This is a genomic window from Rufibacter ruber, assembly GCF_001647275.1.
Taxonomy (GTDB): Bacteria; Bacteroidota; Bacteroidia; order Cytophagales; family Hymenobacteraceae; genus Nibribacter; species Nibribacter ruber_C.
Genome location: NZ_LRMM01000051.1, coordinates 22,793 through 39,656, shown reverse-complemented (window position 1 = coordinate 39,656; position 16,864 = coordinate 22,793). Strand labels below are relative to the sequence as shown.

Below are 16,864 nucleotides of genomic sequence, written 5' to 3'. Positions count from 1 at the left end.
TCTTTTAATTGGGACGGCATTTCTGTTTTCGCCTGTTTTGGCCAAAACAGGCCGAAAACGCAAAAGCGGGTTCTTCTCCCTCTGGGAGAAGGGTAGGATGAGGGGAAACGGCTCAAGGTAGAACAGCCATCTACCAAGCAGAAGAAAACCACGGAAGTAACTTCCTTCTGTTTGGTAGAAAAGACAAGAGATTTTATCTGGCAATTATATCTGGCGCGAGTCTCCAGACTCGTGCCGATGGGTGTGTGGAGTCTTCAGACTCCTGTTTCACCAATTCCCATCTTGTGGTTCCCGGCGAGTCTGGAGACTCGCCGCACGGTCAGTCACGAGACGGAAGTCTCGCGCCAGCGAAACTTGAAAGTTACTAAACCCCGAAGATCCACTAAATCCCGTAAATCCTGCTTCTAAACGTTCCTGCGCCACTCACTTACTCAATCACTTCTTTCCTGTTTTTAACCTGTTTTCTGAAAATAAGGCCAAAATCAGAAAGGCTGTAAATGCAGAAAGCCTTCCCCGTCTGGGAAGGCTTTCTTATATTGGTTAAATAACGTCTTTTGCTACTTACTTGATGTTGTTCTACCTCGCACTCAACGTATCCCTTAAAAACTAAATCTAAATCGATCTCTCATATTAAGTTTCAACGCCAAGCTTCTGCTTTGCATCCCTTCATCGGTTTCGCTTTCACTATTTAACCAATCATATCTACTTGCTTTAACGGCCTTGCCCGTACAAAGTTGCAAAGCCCGCAGAAAAAGTTAGGCAGAGGCGTTTGAACCGCCGCCAGATCCCTTAGAAGAGCCCTGCCCGCTGCTTGCAGAAGACTTGGCCTTTGTGGTGGTGGTATCAGTGGCTTTCTTGCCTGATGCGCCGGTGCCACCTTTTGATTTTTTGCCGCTGCTGGCAGGGGCATCATTGGTTCCGCCGGTGTTGCCCAGGCTGGAGCTGGTAGCGCCAGCGGCATCTACGTTGCCGCCGGTGGGGTTATTGTCCAGGTGAGAGGTAGCAGTAGTGTTAGAACCCGTGTTCACCACATCTGCCGCGGCTCCCTTTGAACCGCCTTTGCGGCCTACCAGGGCGCCAGCACTGGCGGTAAGGGCCTGCAACTGGTCCATGCTGCCCTGCAATTTTTCATTGAGTCCCTGGCTCAGTTTTGAGGCGGACTTTTTCAGGTTGCCGCGGGTGCTCTCACCGGCTTCAGGTGCCATTAAGATACCAGCCACCACACCGGCGCTAGCGCCTGCCAGCAAAGCCAGAATGATTTTTCCGTTGTCTTTCATAGTAGTACTTTAAAAAAAATGAGTTCTTTCCGTTAGAAATACCAACCCTATATAGCGTCAGTTCTATTTTAACGGGAAAGAACTCATTTGGTTATTTTGGGCTAACCCACCCGGGCTGCCGGCGCTTAGCCTTGAGCACCAGCACCATCTGCCGTGGTTCCGGTAGTGGCATCAGCACCAACAGACGCGCTAGAACCGTTAGCGCCACCGGCACCGTTCAACATGGCACTCAAGCCACCCAGTTTCTCCAGGTAAGGGGTTAACTGGCCGCCAAAGTTCTCAGCCAGCTGGCTTGCAAACTTCATAATGCCGTCACGGGAGTCTTTGCCCGTGCTGGGGGCCATCAAAATACCGGCAACAACACCTGCAGCGGCACCAGCGGCGGCCGCGATCAAGATTTTTGAATTGTCTTTCATACGAAAATGAATAAGGGTTAAGGTTCTATTGTAGGTTGTAAGTAGCTGGGCGGGTAAACCAGAAGGCTCTGCCGCCGTTTTGCTTCACAATAAATATATATTTGCATATATATAAAATTACTTACGGATTTACTCGGTCCCAGGTTAGCTGTTTTAAGCGGCAGCGCCATAATTTTTTACTTTAGCCTGCCCCCTAAGCGGCTTATCTTTCGCCGGAGCAGACCGTATAACTACCAATACCCACTGCTATGAAAAAACTACACCTACTGCTACCCGTGATGGTAGTCCTGTTCTCAACCGGCTGCAAAAGCACGCAAGAGAAAGCCTGCATTGACCCCACCAAGATTGACCCCGAAAGGGCCTGCACCATGCAGTATGACCCCGTGTGCGGCTGTGACAACCAAACCTACGGCAACCACTGCATGGCCGAAAAAGCCGGTGTCACCTCGTACACCAAAGGAGAATGCGCCACCTCCAAAGGCACTGCCAACTAACCCATGGGCGAGAAAAAATACATTCTCCAGAACGCGCCGTTCAAGGTACCCACCCATGACGGAAAACTGATTGAGGAGCATTTTGGGCTGGCCAGCACCCGTACCCAGGCTTTCAGTATAGCGCATATGGTGGCCCCGCCGCACTGGGGCGAACCGCACCAAACCCCTGAGTTTGATGAGGTGACCATTGTGCTCCGGGGCAAGAAGCTGGTAGAGATAGACGGCGAGTCCATAGAACTTTCGGCGGGGCAGACCCTGCTCATCAAGGCGGGCGCCAGAATCAGATATTCAAACCCTTTTGACCAGGAGGTGGAATACTGGTCTGTCTGCATACCGGCCTTTGACATCAACACCGTACACCGGGAGGAGGAGGAATAGGCCAGCCATGGCAGCAAGGTCTCTACTTGGCTGTTTTGGGCCTGTTTTCTGAAAAACAGCTTAAAAACAGAAGCGCCGCCCAATTGCTCCGGCGGCGCTTCTGTTTAATGGGTGTACTGCTCTTGATGAATAAGTGCACATCACCTATTTCAGGGGGCTGGCCCCTTAGTCTTCATACAAATTTCAATAACCTGTTTTTTCCCCCGCCTGCGCGCACAACGGGAAGTACCCATCCAGATGTGGCAACCGGCCTCTGTGCCTTATAAGACAGCGCTCATCAGGTAATCAGCTCTATAGAACCCCGCCTTCTGGTGTACCTGTGTCCCACTTGGCAGGGCGAGGGAGAACGAAACATTTCTGTTTTGGGCCTGTTTTCTGAAAAACAGGCTCAAAACAGAAAGATCAGGCATTCAGCGCCAGCAGCTCTTTGGCACTCTGGAAGGCATTCTCTGAAGGGTTGGCCCCGGCAATCATCTGGGCAATTTCCTGCACCCGCTCCTCATGGCTCAACTGCCTGATGCGGCTTATGGTGCGGTCTGTGCGGTCTTCCTTGTAAACAAAATAGTGGGTATCACCTTGGGCGGCCATCTGCGGAAGGTGGGAGATACAGATCAACTGGTGCTTCTGCGCCATCTGCTGCATCATCTTGCCCACTTTTACGGCAATCTCCCCGGAGATACCGGTGTCAATCTCGTCAAAAATAATGGTTGGTAACGCCGTCTTGTCTGCCAGCAAATACTTCACGCAAAGCATTAAACGGGAGAATTCACCACCAGAGGCGGCTTTGCTCAAGGTTTGGGGCGCGGCACCTTTGTTCGCACTGAACAGGATGTTCACCACATCAATACCGGTGGGGCCGGGGGCGGCCGTTTTATGCTCCACCACCACGCGGGCGTTGGGCATTCCCAGTTCCGTCAGCAGGCTGTGCAGCTCTTCCTGGAAGGTGGCGAACACAGCAGTGCGGCTCTGGGACAGCTGTTCGGCCACGGTCTCCACCTCGGCACTGGCCGCGTCTAAGGCTTTTTTAGTCTTCTCCAGCGCCACGTCCAGATTATGGACGCTGCCCACCTTGGTTTCCAATTCGGCCTGCAGGGCCAGGAGTTCCTCATTGGTGCGCACCTGGTGCTTGCGCTGCAGCGTATAGATCAGGTCTAACCGCTCCTGCAGCTGTTCTGCCCGCTGCGGATCTGCCTCTGTGCGCCGTTCCGCGTCCTCTACCTCGCCGGCAATGTCATTGAGCTCAATCAGGCAGCTGTCTAAGCGGTCCTTCAGGTTTTGGTAATCAGCGCCGTACTCAGTGAGCTGGCCCAGCAGAAGTGCGGCGTCTTTTAAGGCGGTGGCGGCATTGTACTCACTCTCAGACAGGTACTGCAGCGCGTGGGTCAACTTGAGTTTGATTTCCTCAGCGTGCTCCAGTTGCTTCAGTTCTGCCTCATGGCTTTCCTGCTCCCCAGCCTGCAGGTTGGCCTCTGCCAGCTCATGGAGGAGGTACGTGTTGTAATCAAGCTCCTTCTGGCTCTGGGCCAGCTGGTTCTCCAGATCCCGGTACTCCCGCTCCAGTTTCTTGAAAGCGCGGTAGGCGGAGCCGTATTGGGTTCTCAGGGCATCATTCTGGGCATACAGGTCCAAGATGTTCAACTGGTAGGCGGGGTCCCCCAGCAGCAGGGTGTCATGCTGGGAGTGAATGTCCATGAGGTGTTCTCCTATGCGGCGGAGCTGGTCCAGGGTCACGGGGGTGTCATTCACAAACGCGCGGGATTTTCCGGCCGGGGTGATTTCCCGGCGCAGCAGACTCACCGGCTCAAAATCCAGGTCCTCCTCCGCAAAAAACGGCTCCAGCTGGTATTCTGAAATATTGAAGGCTCCCTCAATGACGCACTTCTCCCCCTGGTTGAAGAGCAGCTTTGAGTCTGCCCTGTTTCCCAGCAGAAGGCCAATGGCGCCCAGCATGATGGACTTACCCGCCCCTGTTTCACCTGTAATAATATTCAGGAGAGGCGACGGCTGCAGCTCCAGCTGCTCAATAAGGGCGTAGTTTTTTATCTTAAGATCTACAAGCATACAGTAGATGTACCCGTGTCAAGGATGAAAGTTTGAACTGAATGTTCAACAAACAAATATGCTAATTAATTTAGTCTATACACTAAAAAACATAGCGAAATCAGCAGTTATTTTACTCAACTCCCGCTCGCTGGTTGCCAACTTCAACAGCACAGGCCAACCTCTGACATTTGTTCAACGGCTCCCAGCCCTTCTTTTTAAGCGTTCTGTTTTCGGCCTGTTTTTGGGAAAAGAGGCCGAAAACAGAAACTACCGCTTGAGCAGGGGCTCGTACTTGGCCCGGTTGGTGGGATCTACCTGGGTGAGCAGTTCATAGGCCTGCTGCTTCTGGGCGGGTGTGGCCGTGGCGAAGGCGTTGGCCAGCTCAGTGGACTTGGCCTCAAAGAACGAACGCACGGCTACCGTACCCGGCCGCCGCTGGGCCACCTGCTGAATGTTGCGCAGCGCCTCCAACATGTTCTGTCGTGCCTTCTCAGGATCCTGAATCATCAAGTCCAACCCTTGCCGGTGGTAGAGGTAATTAGCGGCCCTCAACTGCTCAAACTGCGGGTCCAGCAGGTTGTTCACCAGCCAGTAGCGGTTACGGGTGTCTGTGTTTGAGGTCCACCCTTCTGAGGCCGCCCCGGCCGAGTTTACCAGGTTCAGGATGTTGTTGGCCTCAGACAGTGCGGCGGCTCCCCCCATGCGGGAAAAACTGTCATTGTCCATGCCTATAATAGTGTAGGCATAGAAAGACAAAAGTGCGGTGAGGTTAGAGGTATAGGTGTTGGGCGCGTACTGCAATGGCTGTGCCTGCGTGTAGTCAAAGGTAAAACGGGTGTCTACAAAAGAGAGCACGGTGGTCTCATAGCCGGTGCCGTAGGTGGGCCTACTGGAGACTATCTGGGTATTGGCCTCAAAAAAGCCAATGCGCGGCATGCCCTTCACCGTGATAAACAGCTTGCACCTGATACGTTCTTCGTTCTGGTACAGGTCATTGGTCCAGCGGGTGTTGTTCATGATCTCAGAAATGGCGTTCTGCATGTCCTGAAAGATCTGGCGGTCAGTCACCTGCACCTGTTCACTGTTCACCACCACCTCGCACCGCAGTTCCTGGGCCCAGGTCAGCAAGGGCAAACAAAGGCTCAAGACTGCTATTATCCCTATTTTTGCACGCATGCCCATTCCTTTTTGATAGATTCCAGAATATCTTCAGCCACTTCGTCTTTTGACTTAAGCGCGTATTCCTCTACGGTGTGTTGCTTCACAATGGTGATTTTGTTGGTGTCATGCCTGAAACCGGCCCCCGGGTCTCGCAGGGAGTTCAACACCACCATGTCTAAGTTCTTCTTACGGAGTTTAGCCTGGGCGTTTTCCAGCTCCTGATCGGTTTCCAGCGCAAAGCCCACGGCAAACTGGCCCGTCTTCTTCTCTTTGCCCAAGGCCGCTGCAATATCAACGTTCTTTACCAGCTCAATGGTGAAAGAGGCCTCACTTTTTTTTATTTTGGAAGGGGCTACCCGGCTGGGCTTGTAATCTGCTACTGCGGCGGCGAACACCCATATATCAGCGGCAGCGGCCCTTTGTTGGCAGGCGGCATACATTTCATCTGCGGTCATCACCGAGATTACTTCTACCTGCGGGTGCTCCAGTTTCATGGATGTAGGCCCTGAGACTAACTGCACCTGCGCGCCCTGCTCAGCAAACCTGCGGGCCAGGGCATAGCCCATTTTGCCGGTAGAGTGGTTGCCAATAAACCGGACGGGGTCTATGGGTTCATACGTGGGCCCGGCTGTTATGAGAACTTTCTTTCCGCTAAACAAGGCGTTCTGCACTGAAATGTTTTTCTAAAACTTGAACAATCTCCTCTGGTTCAGCCAGTCGCCCCTGCCCTACCAGACCGCTGGCCAACTCACCGTAACCGGCTTCAATGAGCTGGTTCCCGTAAGAGCGCAACAGCCTGAAATTCTCCTGCACCGCCGGGTGCTGGTACATGTCCAGATCCATGGCGGGGGCCACAAACACGGGGCACCGGGCCGAAAGGTAGGTAGCTGTGAGCAGGTTGTCACACAGGCCCCGGGCAAATTTGGCCACGGTGTTGGCGCTGGCGGGAGCCACCACCACGGCATCTGCCCACAGCCCCAGTTCCACGTGGTTGTGCCACAGGCCAGACTGGTCTTCCCGCACAAAATGGGTCAGGACCGGCCGTTTGGAGAGTGTGGCCAAGGTGACAGGGGTAATAAAGGCAGAAGCAGAAGTGGTCAGGATTACCTGCACTTCTGCTTCTGCTTTGATCAGGAGCCGCACCAGATGCGCCGCTTTGTAGGCGGCAATGCTACCGCAGACTCCCAGTATGATTTTTTTATGCCTAAGCATTAGGCCAAAGGCTTAAAGCGCTGATGAAGTCTGCGCCTCCTCATCTGCCTGGCGGAAATACACCTTTCCTTCAACGAACTCCTCAATGGCCATGTTGGTAGGCTTAGGGAGACGCTCATAGTATTTAGAGATTTCAATCTGCTCACGGTTTTCAAACACCTCCTCCAGGTTGTCAACCGTGGTGGCAAACTCAGCCAGTTTAGAGTTCAACTCCTCCTTCACTTTCACTGCAATCTGGTTCGCCCGCTTAGAGATGATAGAGATTGACTCATAGACGTTGCCAGTGTCTTTGGCCAGGTCAGAGATATTACGGGTAACGATGGATGCTGGAACTTGTGCCATATATCTGTTGAATTGAGTGATTACAAAAATTAGTTAGTGGTGGCGGTGGCCGCTGCTGGCTGCCCTGTTTTGTTTAGCTGCTCCAACGCCTTACGGCTGGAATCATAAAAGTTTTCAGCGGAACGCAGAAACTTGCTGTTTGGGTAAGCATCTACAAAGTTCTGGTAGATCTCTATCACCTGCTGGTACCGCTCTGCCTGCTTGCTTTCAATACTTTGTTGGGCGTAATGGTACTGGGCGTCAATGCGCAGGAAAGCCGCCTCTTCATTTAAGGTGGAAGACGGGAAGTTCTTTCTGAAGTTATCCAGCGCTATTACCGCAGACAGAAAGTAGCGCAGCTGGTAATACATCTTGGCATTATCAAATGTTTTCAGCTCAATCTTCTTAGACAGGTCTTCATAGATGGTGTTGGCCTCCTGCATGTACTTGCTCTGCGGGTACCGGCGCATGAACTCCTGCAAGGCACTCATGGCCTGCACGGTGCTCTGCTGGTCCAGGTTGTATGACGGCGACTCATTGGTCAGGGATTTGGCGTTCATAAACGCCGCCTCCTCTGCGTATTGGCTTCTGGGGAACGTCTGCCCAAAGGTGATAAAATGGAAAGAACTCTCCAGGTAAAGCTGCTGGTGGTACTTGGTGTACGCGTACAGGAAGTTGGCGCGCTCATACTCACTCCGGCCCTTCAGCAGGGGCATCAGGTCCTCTAAGAGGGCACCGGCCCGCTCATACTTGCCGTTCTCATAATACTCCAGCGCAGCTGCGTATTTTTTATCTACGTCATCGCTCTTGAGGAGCTTATTGTATTTGCTGCAGGCGCCCAACAGCACCAGCGCGAGCAAAAAAGGCAAAAAGGAGAAAATGCGTTTGGTCATAAGCGCGCAAAAATAAACAAAATCTTTTACAACTGCCAGAACGAATTACCAGAACCTACAGTATACAAATAGTTTACTCTACCCTCAGTTTTTCAGCAGCCCCTTTTCTCTGGGGTGTTGTAGTGGCTGGCACTGCTTTTCTGTTAGCGGGCGTTACCGGGGCTACTTTAGCCGGGGAGGCAGAAGCCGGCGGAGCAGCCACGCCGTTCTTTTTGGGAGGAACAGCCGCTGGCTTAGCCCCCCTAGCCGGGGAAGAAGCAGCGGCAGGGTCACTTTTTTTCCGGGCTACGCCCCTTTTCTCCAGCACAAACGCCCGGGTGGGCTTTTCATCTGCCCGCCAGACAAAGCCCTTCAGCCGTTTCTCAGGCTCCTCCAGCTCGTGCGGCGGAATCAGTTTGGCGTCTGGCTCGGTGAGAAAGGTGATAGACTGCACCTGCCCATCATTAAACTTCATGCGCATGTCACTGCAGAACGCCTTGTTCATCCCCATCACGGTACTGTCTCCCTGCAGGGCGAAGTAGAGGCTTTCCCCGTTTCCGTTCACGTCTATGCGCCTGATTTTGCCCTCGGCAAAATGGGCTGTCATGTTACGGCCCTTCACCTGGTTAAAATTCTCCAGCGTATCCTGTGAAATAGCAAACGAGTTGCCAAACATGCGCATCTGGTCCAGTGTCTTGTCCCGCAGCTGCATGATCACGCTGTCTGCGGTCATCTGGCTCTTGTTGGCCCAGAGTTTGGGGCTGCGGTTCATGTAAATCATGGAGTCCTGCAGGTTGTAGGTAAGGGAGTCGCAGATTCCCTGCAGGTCAGATTTGTAAATGCGCACGTCTGGGTACGCGTACACAAACCCTTTCTTAGTTTTATCTACCCGGTTCTCTACCGCCAGCAGCGTGTCAGCAGACAGGAACATGGTGTCATTCACGTTGTTCTTGCTGTTGGCCGCCACCGTGCGCATGACCGGGCTTCCAAACACCTTTGACCGCCCCAGGCCCCGCCAATGCAGCGCTGTCTGTCCGGTTATGACCGTATTTTCTTTAATATGGGTGAGGGAGACGTTACCGGCGGCAGTGTAATACTCCTTCAGCTTGTCATAGGTGAGGGAATTGCCCTTAATAAGGTAGTCTGGGGTCTTGATGCTGGCGTTGCCCCTGAAATTGGCCTCCCGGGTCACGGTGTTATAGGTGCCGCGGTTAGCAAACAGCGTTCCGTCTGGCGAGGTGATGGTGGTGGGCCCAAAGAACTCCACCACCTTGCTGATGGTGTTGTAGGCCATGGTATCACTCACCACTTTGGTATTCTGGGTGTTGGTGTAAACTACATCCTTTTTAAAAGTTAGCACTTTATCTGTAGTGGTGTAGGTCCCTAAATGGCTTTTAATGGTGTAATCTGGCCCTACAATATGACCGGTTTGGGTGTAATAGGCGCGCTTGGCGTCCAGGTCATACTCCAGCGTGGGGGTGTTCAGCGTCATCTCCTGGTCCCGCAGCACCACGTTTCCGCGCAGGTTGGCCATGCGCCTGGTACCGTCATAGGTACCGGTGGCACTGGTGGCTTCCATGGTCTCCTGGGTAATATGCACGTTCCCGAACACCTCCAGCCGGTTACGGTCTTTCACATACTGGTAGGCCGAGTCTGAGGTAACGGTGGTAGCCCCCTGCCGCATGACCACGTTGCCAATCAGCCTGCGCACTTCCTCCCCCTTGTAAGTACCCGCCTGCAGGGTACTGGACGAAACTTCTACCCGCTGCCCCTGCTGGGCCCAGGCCGAAACCATAGACCATACGGAGATAAGCGCAACTAAAACTATCTTTGTGAACTTCATTCAATCAATTCAATAGAAACAAAATTACTAAGAACCTGCTTATAAATAGATTTTGCACCTAAAAAAGCGGAGATTTCGGCAAAGCCGAAACGCATTTCCTGCTGAGGCTACCAGTTCTCTGACGCCCGGCAGAATGAGTTTCCCGCCTTCATGGGCAAAAAAAGGCACGTTCTGCTTTACCTTCTTTGACATATGCTCCAGAAAGTTCAACACTATATAGACAGCCATCAGCTGCTTTCCCCTACCACTAAAATTCTGGCCGCCGTGAGCGGGGGCCTGGACTCTGTGGTACTGGCCGATGTGCTGCACCGCTTAAAGGTTCCCTTTGCCGTGCTGCACTGCAACTTTGGTCTGCGGGGCGAGGAGTCTGACGCAGATGAGCTCTTTGTGCGCAAACTGGCCAAACAGTACGGCGTGCCGTTCTACAGCGAGCAGTTCCAGACCGAGGCCTTTGCCCAGCAGGAAGGCATTTCCATCCAGATGGCGGCCCGCTCCCTGCGCTACGCCTGGTTTGAGCAGATGCGCACCCAGCTGGGGTATGACGCCATTGCCACGGCACACCACAAGTCAGACGCGCTGGAGACCGTGCTGCTCAACCTGGTGCGCGGCACGGGCCTGGCGGGCCTGCACGGCATTCTGCCCCAGAACGGGCACCTGATCCGGCCGCTGCTGGCCCTCACCAAAGACGACCTGTACGACTGGCTCACCTCTAAACGCCTGGCGTGGCGGGAAGATTCCAGCAACGAAAGCAGAAAGTACGCCCGCAACCTGGTGCGCCACGAGGTGGTTCCCGTGCTCAAGCAGCTCAACCCCAACCTGGAGGAAACGTTTACCCAGACCCTGGAGCGCCTGCAGGGCGCAGAAGCCGTGTTTCTGGCCTCTTTTCAGGAAATCAGGGCAAAAACGCAACGCACAGAGAACGGCACCACCTACCTTTCTATTGCGCCGCTGCAGCAAAGCCCCGCGCCGGTAGTGCTGCTGCATGAGCTGCTAAAACCGTTCCAGTTCTCCTACGTGCAGGCGCAGGAGGTAGCAGCCGCCTTTGCCGGCCTCTCAGGCAAGTCCTTCGCCTCCCCCACCCATGTGCTGGTGAAAGACCGGGAGGAACTGGTGATCACCGCCAAAAACCTGGAGGTGTTTGGCAGCGTGGCGCTGCCAGAACAAGCCACCCAACTCACTTTTGGACCTTATCTGGCAAAAATAACCCGCAAATCGGCCGAAGGCTACAAGATACCCCGTTCCAAAGACACGGTGGCCCTTGACGCCGAACTGGTAAGGTTCCCCCTCAAACTGCGCCCCTGGAAACAGGGCGACTGGTTTATCCCGCTGGGCATGAACGGCAAGAAGAAGGTGAGCGACCTGCTCATTGACAAGAAGGTGCCCGCCAACCTCAAGCCAGACGTGTGGGTGCTGGTCTCAGACGCCTCACTGGCCTGGATCATTGGTCACCAGCCAGACAACCGGTTCAAGATCAGTGAGAATACCCAGCAGGTGCTGGAGATTACCGTGACCCGAATTTGATTGTTCATTGCTGATTGTTAATTGTTGATTGTTAGAAAGGCAGCAGCTTAAGCTGACCGATTTGTGAAGGAACCCAAGAGAAAGCCGTTTAGAGACTGTTTCTAAGAAACAGGCCTAAAACAACAATTGACAATCAACAATTAAAAAGCAATTAACAATCAGCCATTAAATAATTTTCAGGTGACGCCCTTTTTCCTATCTTCACCGCGTAGTATATCATCTAACCAAATTTAAGCATAATGAAAGTAACCGTAGTAGGAGCCGGTAACGTAGGGGCCACCTGTGCCGACGTGCTGGCGTACCGCGAAATTGCCAATGAAGTAGTGTTAGTAGATATCAAAGAAGGCTTCGCCGAAGGCAAGGCATTGGATATCTGGCAGAAATCTCCTATCAACCTGTATGACACCCGCACCGTGGGCGTCACCAATGACTATAGCCGCACCGCCAATTCAGACGTGGTAGTGATCACCTCGGGCCTGCCCCGCAAACCCGGCATGACCCGTGATGACCTGATCAGCACCAACGCCGGCATTGTGCGCTCGGTGACTGAGAACGTAATCAAACACTCCCCGGAGGCCATCATCATTGTGGTGTCTAACCCCCTGGATGTCATGACCTACGCTGCGCATTTAACGTCTAAGCTTCCCCGCACCAAGGTGATGGGGATGGCCGGTATCCTGGACACCGCCCGCTACCGCGCGTTCCTGGCTGAGGAACTGAACGTGTCGCCTAAAGATATTCAGGCGGTATTGATGGGTGGGCACGGTGATACCATGGTGCCGCTCCCAAGATACACCACCGTGGGCGGGATTCCGGTAACCGAGTTGATTGACTCTGCTAAACTAGACGCCATTGTAGACCGCACCAAAAACGGCGGTGGCGAGCTGGTGAAACTGATGGGCACCTCTGCCTGGTACGCGCCGGGTTCCGCAGCCGCCCAGATGGTAGAAGCCATTGTACGTGACCAGAAGCGGGTGTTTCCGGTTTGCATTAAGCTGGAAGGCGAGTACGGCATCAACGGCACCTACCTGGGTGTACCGGTGGTACTAGGCAAGAACGGTATTGAGAAAGTAATAGAGCTGCAGCTGAACGAAGACGAGATGGCCCTCTTGAAAGCCTCTGAGAAAGCGGTGCGGGAAGTGATGGACGTGCTGGACAACATGCCTGCCAACGCCTAACCCCCTGATTTCTACCCAATAAAAAAGAGCCCTACCTGCAGGTAGGCTCTTTTTATTGGGTTTCTGTTTTTGGCCTGTTTTCTTAAAAACAGCGCTAAAACAGAAATCAAGTTACTTAATTGGGGTCTGGGCAGGCTGGGCGGCAGACTTATTCTGGTTCTGCTGCTTCTTCTGGCTCCTTTTTTCCTCCAGCTTCTGCAGGCGCTCCTGCTTCTGCTGCTCCCGCTCCTTCTGCTTGGCTTCGCGTTTGGCTTTACGCCGGAAGAAGCCGTTCAGCAGAATACTGTGCTGCAGGCTTTCCATGTTGGCGTCCAGCTTGTCTGTGCCGGCCTCCAGGTTCTGCATGGTGAGCTGCAGGTCAAGGGCGAAGTCCTCGTCATTGAGCAGCACGCCCAGGGCGTTGTTAGGGCTGTTGAGCTTGTCTGTGGTGGCGTTGAGCTTGCCGGTGATGGCAGAGGCGGTGGTCATGGTCTGCTGCAGCTGCGCCATGGTGCTTTTGAGGCGGTTGTAGACGGTGGTATCTGTTAACAGCTCATCTGCCAGGCCGCCTTCTGTATTCAGTTTATTTGAGAACTGGGTGAGGGCTTGCGCGGCGCGGGAGCTGCTGGCGGTGGTGCGCTCCAGGTTGGCGACAATGGTTCTGAAGTTGTTGGCCAGCTTCTCGTCTGTGAGCAACGCACCGGCCATGCCTTCGCCTTTGGCGAGGTTGGCGCTCAGGCCTTTCACGTCATTGGTGATGGCCAGCAGGTTCTGGTTGCTTTCCTGCAGGGTTTTCATCATCTGCTCGGTGCTGAGCTGGGCTTCGGTTTTAAGTATATCGCCGGTCTCAATGGCGGGGGAGGCCTCGCTGCCGCCGTACACCACAATGGTGCGGTTGCCTATGATGCTCTCTGACCCAATCTTCGCGAACGCGTTTTTATGGATATAAGGTACCGCGCTTTCCTCAATGGAGAAACTGACGGCCACCTGTTTTTCACCGCTGATGGCAATGCTTTTCACCACGCCCACTTTCACCCCTGAGAAGATCACGTTGTTGCCTTTCTTGAGGCCGGTCACGTCATCAAACAGGGCGGTCACCTCAATAGAATCCCCGAAGCGTTTCTGCTTTCCGCCCAGAATGAAAATACCGGCCACCAGAATGACAATGGCCAGAAACACAAAAATGCCAACTATAACGGACCGTTTATTATCTCCTGCTCCCATTTAATCTATAAAGTTGTAATCATGAAATAGTTTCACCCGCTCATCCTGGGTGTTGAACACCTCTTCAAACGTGCCCTGCCGCTGAAACTGCCCATCTAAGAGCATCACCACGCGGTCGCCCACGGTTTTGGCGCAGGTGAGGTCATGGGTGATGATGATAGACGAGGTATGGAACCGCTCCTGCACCTCATTGATCAGGTTGTTGATGTCAATACAGGTAATGGGGTCCAGCCCGGCGGTGGGCTCATCATAGAGCATAATCTCGGGCGTGAGAATCAAGGTGCGGGCAATCCCAATGCGCTTGCGCTGTCCTCCAGACAGCTCAGACGGCATCTGGTTAATGCTTTGCAGCAGCCCCACGGCGTCCAGCACGCGCTCCACCCGTTCGTTTATTTCCTTGCGGGTCAAATTGCGCAGATTCCGCACCAGCGGGAACTCCAGGTTCTCGCGTATGGTCATGCTGTCATACAAGGCGCTGTTCTGGAACGAAAACCCAATCTTGAGCCGGAGTTGGTCTAAATCACGGGGCTTGAGCTGGTTTACGTCCTGGCCCAGCACGTTTACCCGGCCTTCGTCCTGCTGCAGCAGGCCGGAGATAATCTTAATCAACACTGATTTACCCGTACCCGATTTGCCCAGAATCACCAGGTTTTCGCCTTTGTAGAGGTCCAGGTCCACGCCCCTAAGCACGTGCAAATCACCGAAGGATTTGCGCAGGCCCTCTATCTCTATCACCTTTTGGCTTTTATCTATTTGGTGCGGGGGTTTCTTCATGTCTTCTACCGGAAAAGATTAATCACCTGCATGGCCAGCAGTTCTTCAATGAACACCAAAAACATGGCCGTCACCACAGAGGAGTTGGCCGCCTTGCCCACACCTTCGGTTCCCTTAGATGAGAAATACCCTTTGTAGCAGCCCACCACGCCAATGGTAAACCCAAACAGCACTGATTTAATCAAAGACGAGAAAATATCAAGGAAAGAAATGGCCTCAAATACCTGCGTAAAATACGTAGTGAAGCTGGTCTGCTCGTTGGCGTTAATATTTAGGAAACCGCCCAGCAACGCCACCAGCATCACGTACATCATCAACGCCGGAATCATGAACGTAGTGGCCAGCACCCGGGTCACCACCAGAAACTTGAACGGGTTGGTAGCAGAGACTTCCATGGCGTCAATCTGCTCGGTTACGCGCATAGAGCCCAGCTCGGCGCCCATGTTAGAGCCCACGCGGCCGGCGGCAATTAACGCGGTCACCAGCGGGGCCAGGGCCCGCACAATGGCAATGGAAATCAGGGAAGGCAGCCAGGAGGTGGCGCCAAACTCGGCCAGCGACGGGCGCGATTGGTTAGTGAACACAATGCCTATGATGAAACCGGTCAATGAGATCAGCGGAAGCGACTTCACCCCCACCTCATAGCACTGCCTGATCACCTCGCGCATCTCATAGGGGGGCAGAAACACCTCCTTAAAGAAGCGGGCTATGAACTGGTAAATTCTATACAACTCAGCAAATACCCTGTCCAGTTTGGGGGAGATCACATGGTCTCGCTGTTTAGGGGAGTTACTGTCCTGGTCTTTGGATTGCATCCGTTACTTCTGATTTCTTTATGGCCTCTGGCAGGCACTGCGCGTTGACTCCTTTTGGGTACGGTCTTGGGGCTACGGAAAGGAAAGCCTGAGGGCTCTCCTCCTTACCTGATTTACCTGAATAGGGTTACATCTGCCCAGAATCTGCTGGCCATCACGGCACAAAGATAAGATGAACCAGCTAAGGAAAGGTAAAAATACTTTTTACCTGCCCAAATCCCACTCCCCCGCGCGCAGAACCAGTATACTTTTTACCACCCGCCCGCCTGGCACCACGGTTAAAGCGCTCCTGCAGCGGTGCCTGTCTGTTTTGGGGCTGTTTTCTGAAAAACAGCCCCAAAACAGACAGGCACCGCTGCTTTAAGTTAAAAGTTTATGGCAGTCTGGCGGCAAGCGCGTATACTTACCAATAAGAGTATGTTTACCTTTGTTTTTTGCGCATAAACCGGCTTCAATGGACTTAACTTGGTCCTGGTCTGGCGCCAGGGCGCTGCTAGACTGCTCCAGAATGGCTTTGCCAGAACTTTACACTCATATATATAGGTGGCAATACCTAAACGTAAACAAGCTTTCAACCACACAGCATCTCTGATCAAGACTATGAAAATTTGCTTCGCCTCTAACAATGCCCACAAGCTGCAGGAAATCCGGGCCCTGCTGGGGGAACCGTTTGAGCTGGTGAGCCTGCAGGACCTTGGCTGCGCCGATGAAATTCCCGAAGAACAGGACACCTTAGAAGGCAACGCCCTGCAGAAAGCCAGCTACATCTGGGAAAGGTATAAAATTTTATGCTTCGCTGATGATACCGGGCTGGAGGTGGAGGCACTGAACCAGGAGCCCGGCGTGTACTCGGCCCGTTACGCCGGCCCGGCCCGTGACAACCAGGCCAACATGCAGAAAGTGTTGCAGGGGCTGGAGGGCAAGGAAAACCGGAAGGCCCGCTTCAGAACCTCCATAGCCCTTATTTTAGAGGAAGGCGAGCAGCACCTCTTTAACGGCATTGTGGAAGGCCACATCTTAGAAAGCCCACGCGGCGAAAAAGGCTTTGGCTATGACCCTATCTTTGTGCCTGAGGGCCATGAGCGCACCTTCGCAGAGATGGACAGCCAGGAGAAGAACGAAATCAGCCACCGCGGGCGGGCCGTGCAGCAGCTGGTCTCGTTTCTGCGGCACCGGTACGTACAGACGGGCACGTGAGCTATTTTTCTTGGTTTTGGGGCTGTTTTGGCCAAAACAGCCCCAAAACAGCCCCAAAACAGAAAATCTGGCTGCCTTTTCTTCCGCTGGGCGGGTAATGCAGAATTTCTTTAAGCCTGCATTAGGCTGCAAGCTTACAAAAAGTTAATTTTGCACCCC

At 53.4% G+C, this 16,864-nt stretch carries 17 protein-coding genes; 5 read left to right on the top strand and 12 right to left on the bottom strand.

The window, feature by feature from the left end; all coding sequences use genetic code 11:
• Window positions 1–755: 755 nt before the first annotated feature.
• Window positions 756–1,277, bottom strand: a complete 522-nt coding sequence (locus A8O25_RS16505; protein ID WP_066836950.1) for a YtxH domain-containing protein — start codon at window positions 1,275–1,277, stop codon at window positions 756–758.
• Between the two features lie 125 nt (window positions 1,278–1,402).
• Window positions 1,403–1,693, bottom strand: a complete 291-nt coding sequence (locus tag A8O25_RS16500; RefSeq protein WP_066836948.1) for a YtxH domain-containing protein — start codon at window positions 1,691–1,693, stop codon at window positions 1,403–1,405.
• A 248-nt stretch (window positions 1,694–1,941) separates the two neighbouring features.
• Here A8O25_RS16500 and A8O25_RS16495 point away from each other — a divergent pair, with 248 nt between their 5' ends.
• Together A8O25_RS16495 and A8O25_RS16490 are read left to right on the top strand one after the other, a co-directional pair.
• Window positions 1,942–2,187 carry a Kazal-type serine protease inhibitor family protein gene (locus A8O25_RS16495; protein WP_066836947.1) on the top strand — a complete coding sequence of 82 codons (246 nt, stop codon included), beginning with the start codon at window positions 1,942–1,944 and terminating at the stop codon, window positions 2,185–2,187.
• A 3-nt stretch (window positions 2,188–2,190) separates the two neighbouring features.
• Window positions 2,191–2,565 (top strand): cupin domain-containing protein, encoded by a 375-nt coding sequence (locus A8O25_RS16490; protein ID WP_066836945.1) that lies wholly within the window; start codon window positions 2,191–2,193, stop codon window positions 2,563–2,565.
• Between the two features lie 402 nt (window positions 2,566–2,967).
• On the opposite strand, the gene recN is transcribed toward A8O25_RS16490, so the two are convergent.
• The 7 genes from recN to A8O25_RS16460 form a co-directional block, all read right to left on the bottom strand.
• Entirely contained in the window at window positions 2,968–4,626 is a 1,659-nt protein-coding gene (gene recN / locus A8O25_RS16485) for a DNA repair protein RecN (RefSeq protein WP_066836943.1), read from the bottom strand.
• Between the two features lie 249 nt (window positions 4,627–4,875).
• Window positions 4,876–5,784 carry a type IX secretion system protein PorD gene (gene porD / locus A8O25_RS16480; protein ID WP_066836954.1) on the bottom strand — a complete coding sequence of 303 codons (909 nt, stop codon included), beginning with the start codon at window positions 5,782–5,784 and terminating at the stop codon, window positions 4,876–4,878.
• On the bottom strand, window positions 5,769–6,440 hold the full coding sequence (gene coaBC / locus A8O25_RS24250) for a bifunctional phosphopantothenoylcysteine decarboxylase/phosphopantothenate--cysteine ligase CoaBC (protein WP_338152756.1): 672 nt from the start codon (window positions 6,438–6,440) through the stop codon (window positions 5,769–5,771). Before coaBC ends, porD begins: the two co-directional genes overlap by 16 nt.
• Window positions 6,421–6,981, bottom strand: coding sequence for a flavoprotein (locus A8O25_RS24245; protein WP_338152755.1), 561 nt, complete (start codon window positions 6,979–6,981; stop codon window positions 6,421–6,423). Before A8O25_RS24245 ends, coaBC begins: the two co-directional genes overlap by 20 nt.
• Before the next feature lie 12 nt (window positions 6,982–6,993).
• Window positions 6,994–7,323: a DNA-directed RNA polymerase subunit omega gene (locus A8O25_RS16470; RefSeq protein ID WP_066836941.1), complete on the bottom strand. Its 330-nt coding sequence runs from the start codon at window positions 7,321–7,323 to the stop codon at window positions 6,994–6,996.
• Window positions 7,324–7,352: 29 nt separating this feature from the next.
• Window positions 7,353–8,195 (bottom strand): outer membrane protein assembly factor BamD, encoded by an 843-nt coding sequence (locus tag A8O25_RS16465; protein WP_066836939.1) that lies wholly within the window; start codon window positions 8,193–8,195, stop codon window positions 7,353–7,355.
• A gap of 73 nt (window positions 8,196–8,268) precedes the next feature.
• Entirely contained in the window at window positions 8,269–10,017 is a 1,749-nt protein-coding gene (locus A8O25_RS16460) for an OstA-like protein (RefSeq protein ID WP_082893701.1), read from the bottom strand.
• A 192-nt stretch (window positions 10,018–10,209) separates the two neighbouring features.
• Here A8O25_RS16460 and tilS point away from each other — a divergent pair, with 192 nt between their 5' ends.
• Window positions 10,210–11,538 (top strand): tRNA lysidine(34) synthetase TilS, encoded by a 1,329-nt coding sequence (gene tilS / locus A8O25_RS16455; RefSeq protein WP_066836933.1) that lies wholly within the window; start codon window positions 10,210–10,212, stop codon window positions 11,536–11,538.
• A 239-nt stretch (window positions 11,539–11,777) separates the two neighbouring features.
• The gene (gene mdh, locus A8O25_RS16450; protein ID WP_066836921.1) at window positions 11,778–12,716 is read left to right on the top strand and encodes a malate dehydrogenase; all 939 of its coding nucleotides are present in this window, start codon (window positions 11,778–11,780) and stop codon (window positions 12,714–12,716) included.
• A gap of 111 nt (window positions 12,717–12,827) precedes the next feature.
• Here mdh and A8O25_RS16445 read toward each other — a convergent pair whose 3' ends face one another.
• The 3 genes from A8O25_RS16445 to A8O25_RS16435 are packed head-to-tail and all read right to left on the bottom strand — an operon-like array spanning window position 12,828 to window position 15,508.
• The gene (locus tag A8O25_RS16445) at window positions 12,828–13,919 is read right to left on the bottom strand and encodes an MlaD family protein (protein ID WP_066836918.1); all 1,092 of its coding nucleotides are present in this window, start codon (window positions 13,917–13,919) and stop codon (window positions 12,828–12,830) included.
• Window positions 13,920–14,693 (bottom strand): ABC transporter ATP-binding protein, encoded by a 774-nt coding sequence (locus A8O25_RS16440; protein ID WP_066836915.1) that lies wholly within the window; start codon window positions 14,691–14,693, stop codon window positions 13,920–13,922.
• Between the two features lie 5 nt (window positions 14,694–14,698).
• On the bottom strand, window positions 14,699–15,508 hold the full coding sequence (locus A8O25_RS16435; RefSeq protein ID WP_066836912.1) for an MlaE family ABC transporter permease: 810 nt from the start codon (window positions 15,506–15,508) through the stop codon (window positions 14,699–14,701).
• Window positions 15,509–16,108: 600 nt separating this feature from the next.
• On the opposite strand from A8O25_RS16435, the gene A8O25_RS16425 reads away from it, so the two are divergent.
• Window positions 16,109–16,705 (top strand): non-canonical purine NTP diphosphatase, encoded by a 597-nt coding sequence (locus A8O25_RS16425; RefSeq protein WP_066836908.1) that lies wholly within the window; start codon window positions 16,109–16,111, stop codon window positions 16,703–16,705.
• The last annotated feature ends 159 nt before the right edge of the window (window positions 16,706–16,864 follow it).

Coding starts and splice junctions, on each gene's coding strand:
- A8O25_RS16445 (WP_066836918.1), bottom strand. CDS start 13,919: ATGGGAGCAGGAGATAATAAACGGTCCGTTATAGTTGGCATTTTTGTG.
- A8O25_RS16465 (WP_066836939.1), bottom strand. CDS start 8,195: ATGACCAAACGCATTTTCTCCTTTTTGCCTTTTTTGCTCGCGCTGGTG.
- A8O25_RS16500 (WP_066836948.1), bottom strand. CDS start 1,693: ATGAAAGACAATTCAAAAATCTTGATCGCGGCCGCCGCTGGTGCCGCT.
- mdh (WP_066836921.1), top strand. CDS start 11,778: ATGAAAGTAACCGTAGTAGGAGCCGGTAACGTAGGGGCCACCTGTGCC.
- A8O25_RS16435 (WP_066836912.1), bottom strand. CDS start 15,508: ATGCAATCCAAAGACCAGGACAGTAACTCCCCTAAACAGCGAGACCAT.
- porD (WP_066836954.1), bottom strand. CDS start 5,784: ATGCGTGCAAAAATAGGGATAATAGCAGTCTTGAGCCTTTGTTTGCCC.
- A8O25_RS16460 (WP_082893701.1), bottom strand. CDS start 10,017: ATGAAGTTCACAAAGATAGTTTTAGTTGCGCTTATCTCCGTATGGTCT.
- recN (WP_066836943.1), bottom strand. CDS start 4,626: ATGCTTGTAGATCTTAAGATAAAAAACTACGCCCTTATTGAGCAGCTG.
- A8O25_RS16505 (WP_066836950.1), bottom strand. CDS start 1,277: ATGAAAGACAACGGAAAAATCATTCTGGCTTTGCTGGCAGGCGCTAGC.
- tilS (WP_066836933.1), top strand. CDS start 10,210: ATGCTCCAGAAAGTTCAACACTATATAGACAGCCATCAGCTGCTTTCC.
- A8O25_RS16495 (WP_066836947.1), top strand. CDS start 1,942: ATGAAAAAACTACACCTACTGCTACCCGTGATGGTAGTCCTGTTCTCA.
- A8O25_RS16470 (WP_066836941.1), bottom strand. CDS start 7,323: ATGGCACAAGTTCCAGCATCCATCGTTACCCGTAATATCTCTGACCTG.
- A8O25_RS16440 (WP_066836915.1), bottom strand. CDS start 14,693: ATGAAGAAACCCCCGCACCAAATAGATAAAAGCCAAAAGGTGATAGAG.
- A8O25_RS16425 (WP_066836908.1), top strand. CDS start 16,109: ATGAAAATTTGCTTCGCCTCTAACAATGCCCACAAGCTGCAGGAAATC.
- A8O25_RS24245 (WP_338152755.1), bottom strand. CDS start 6,981: ATGCTTAGGCATAAAAAAATCATACTGGGAGTCTGCGGTAGCATTGCC.
- A8O25_RS16490 (WP_066836945.1), top strand. CDS start 2,191: ATGGGCGAGAAAAAATACATTCTCCAGAACGCGCCGTTCAAGGTACCC.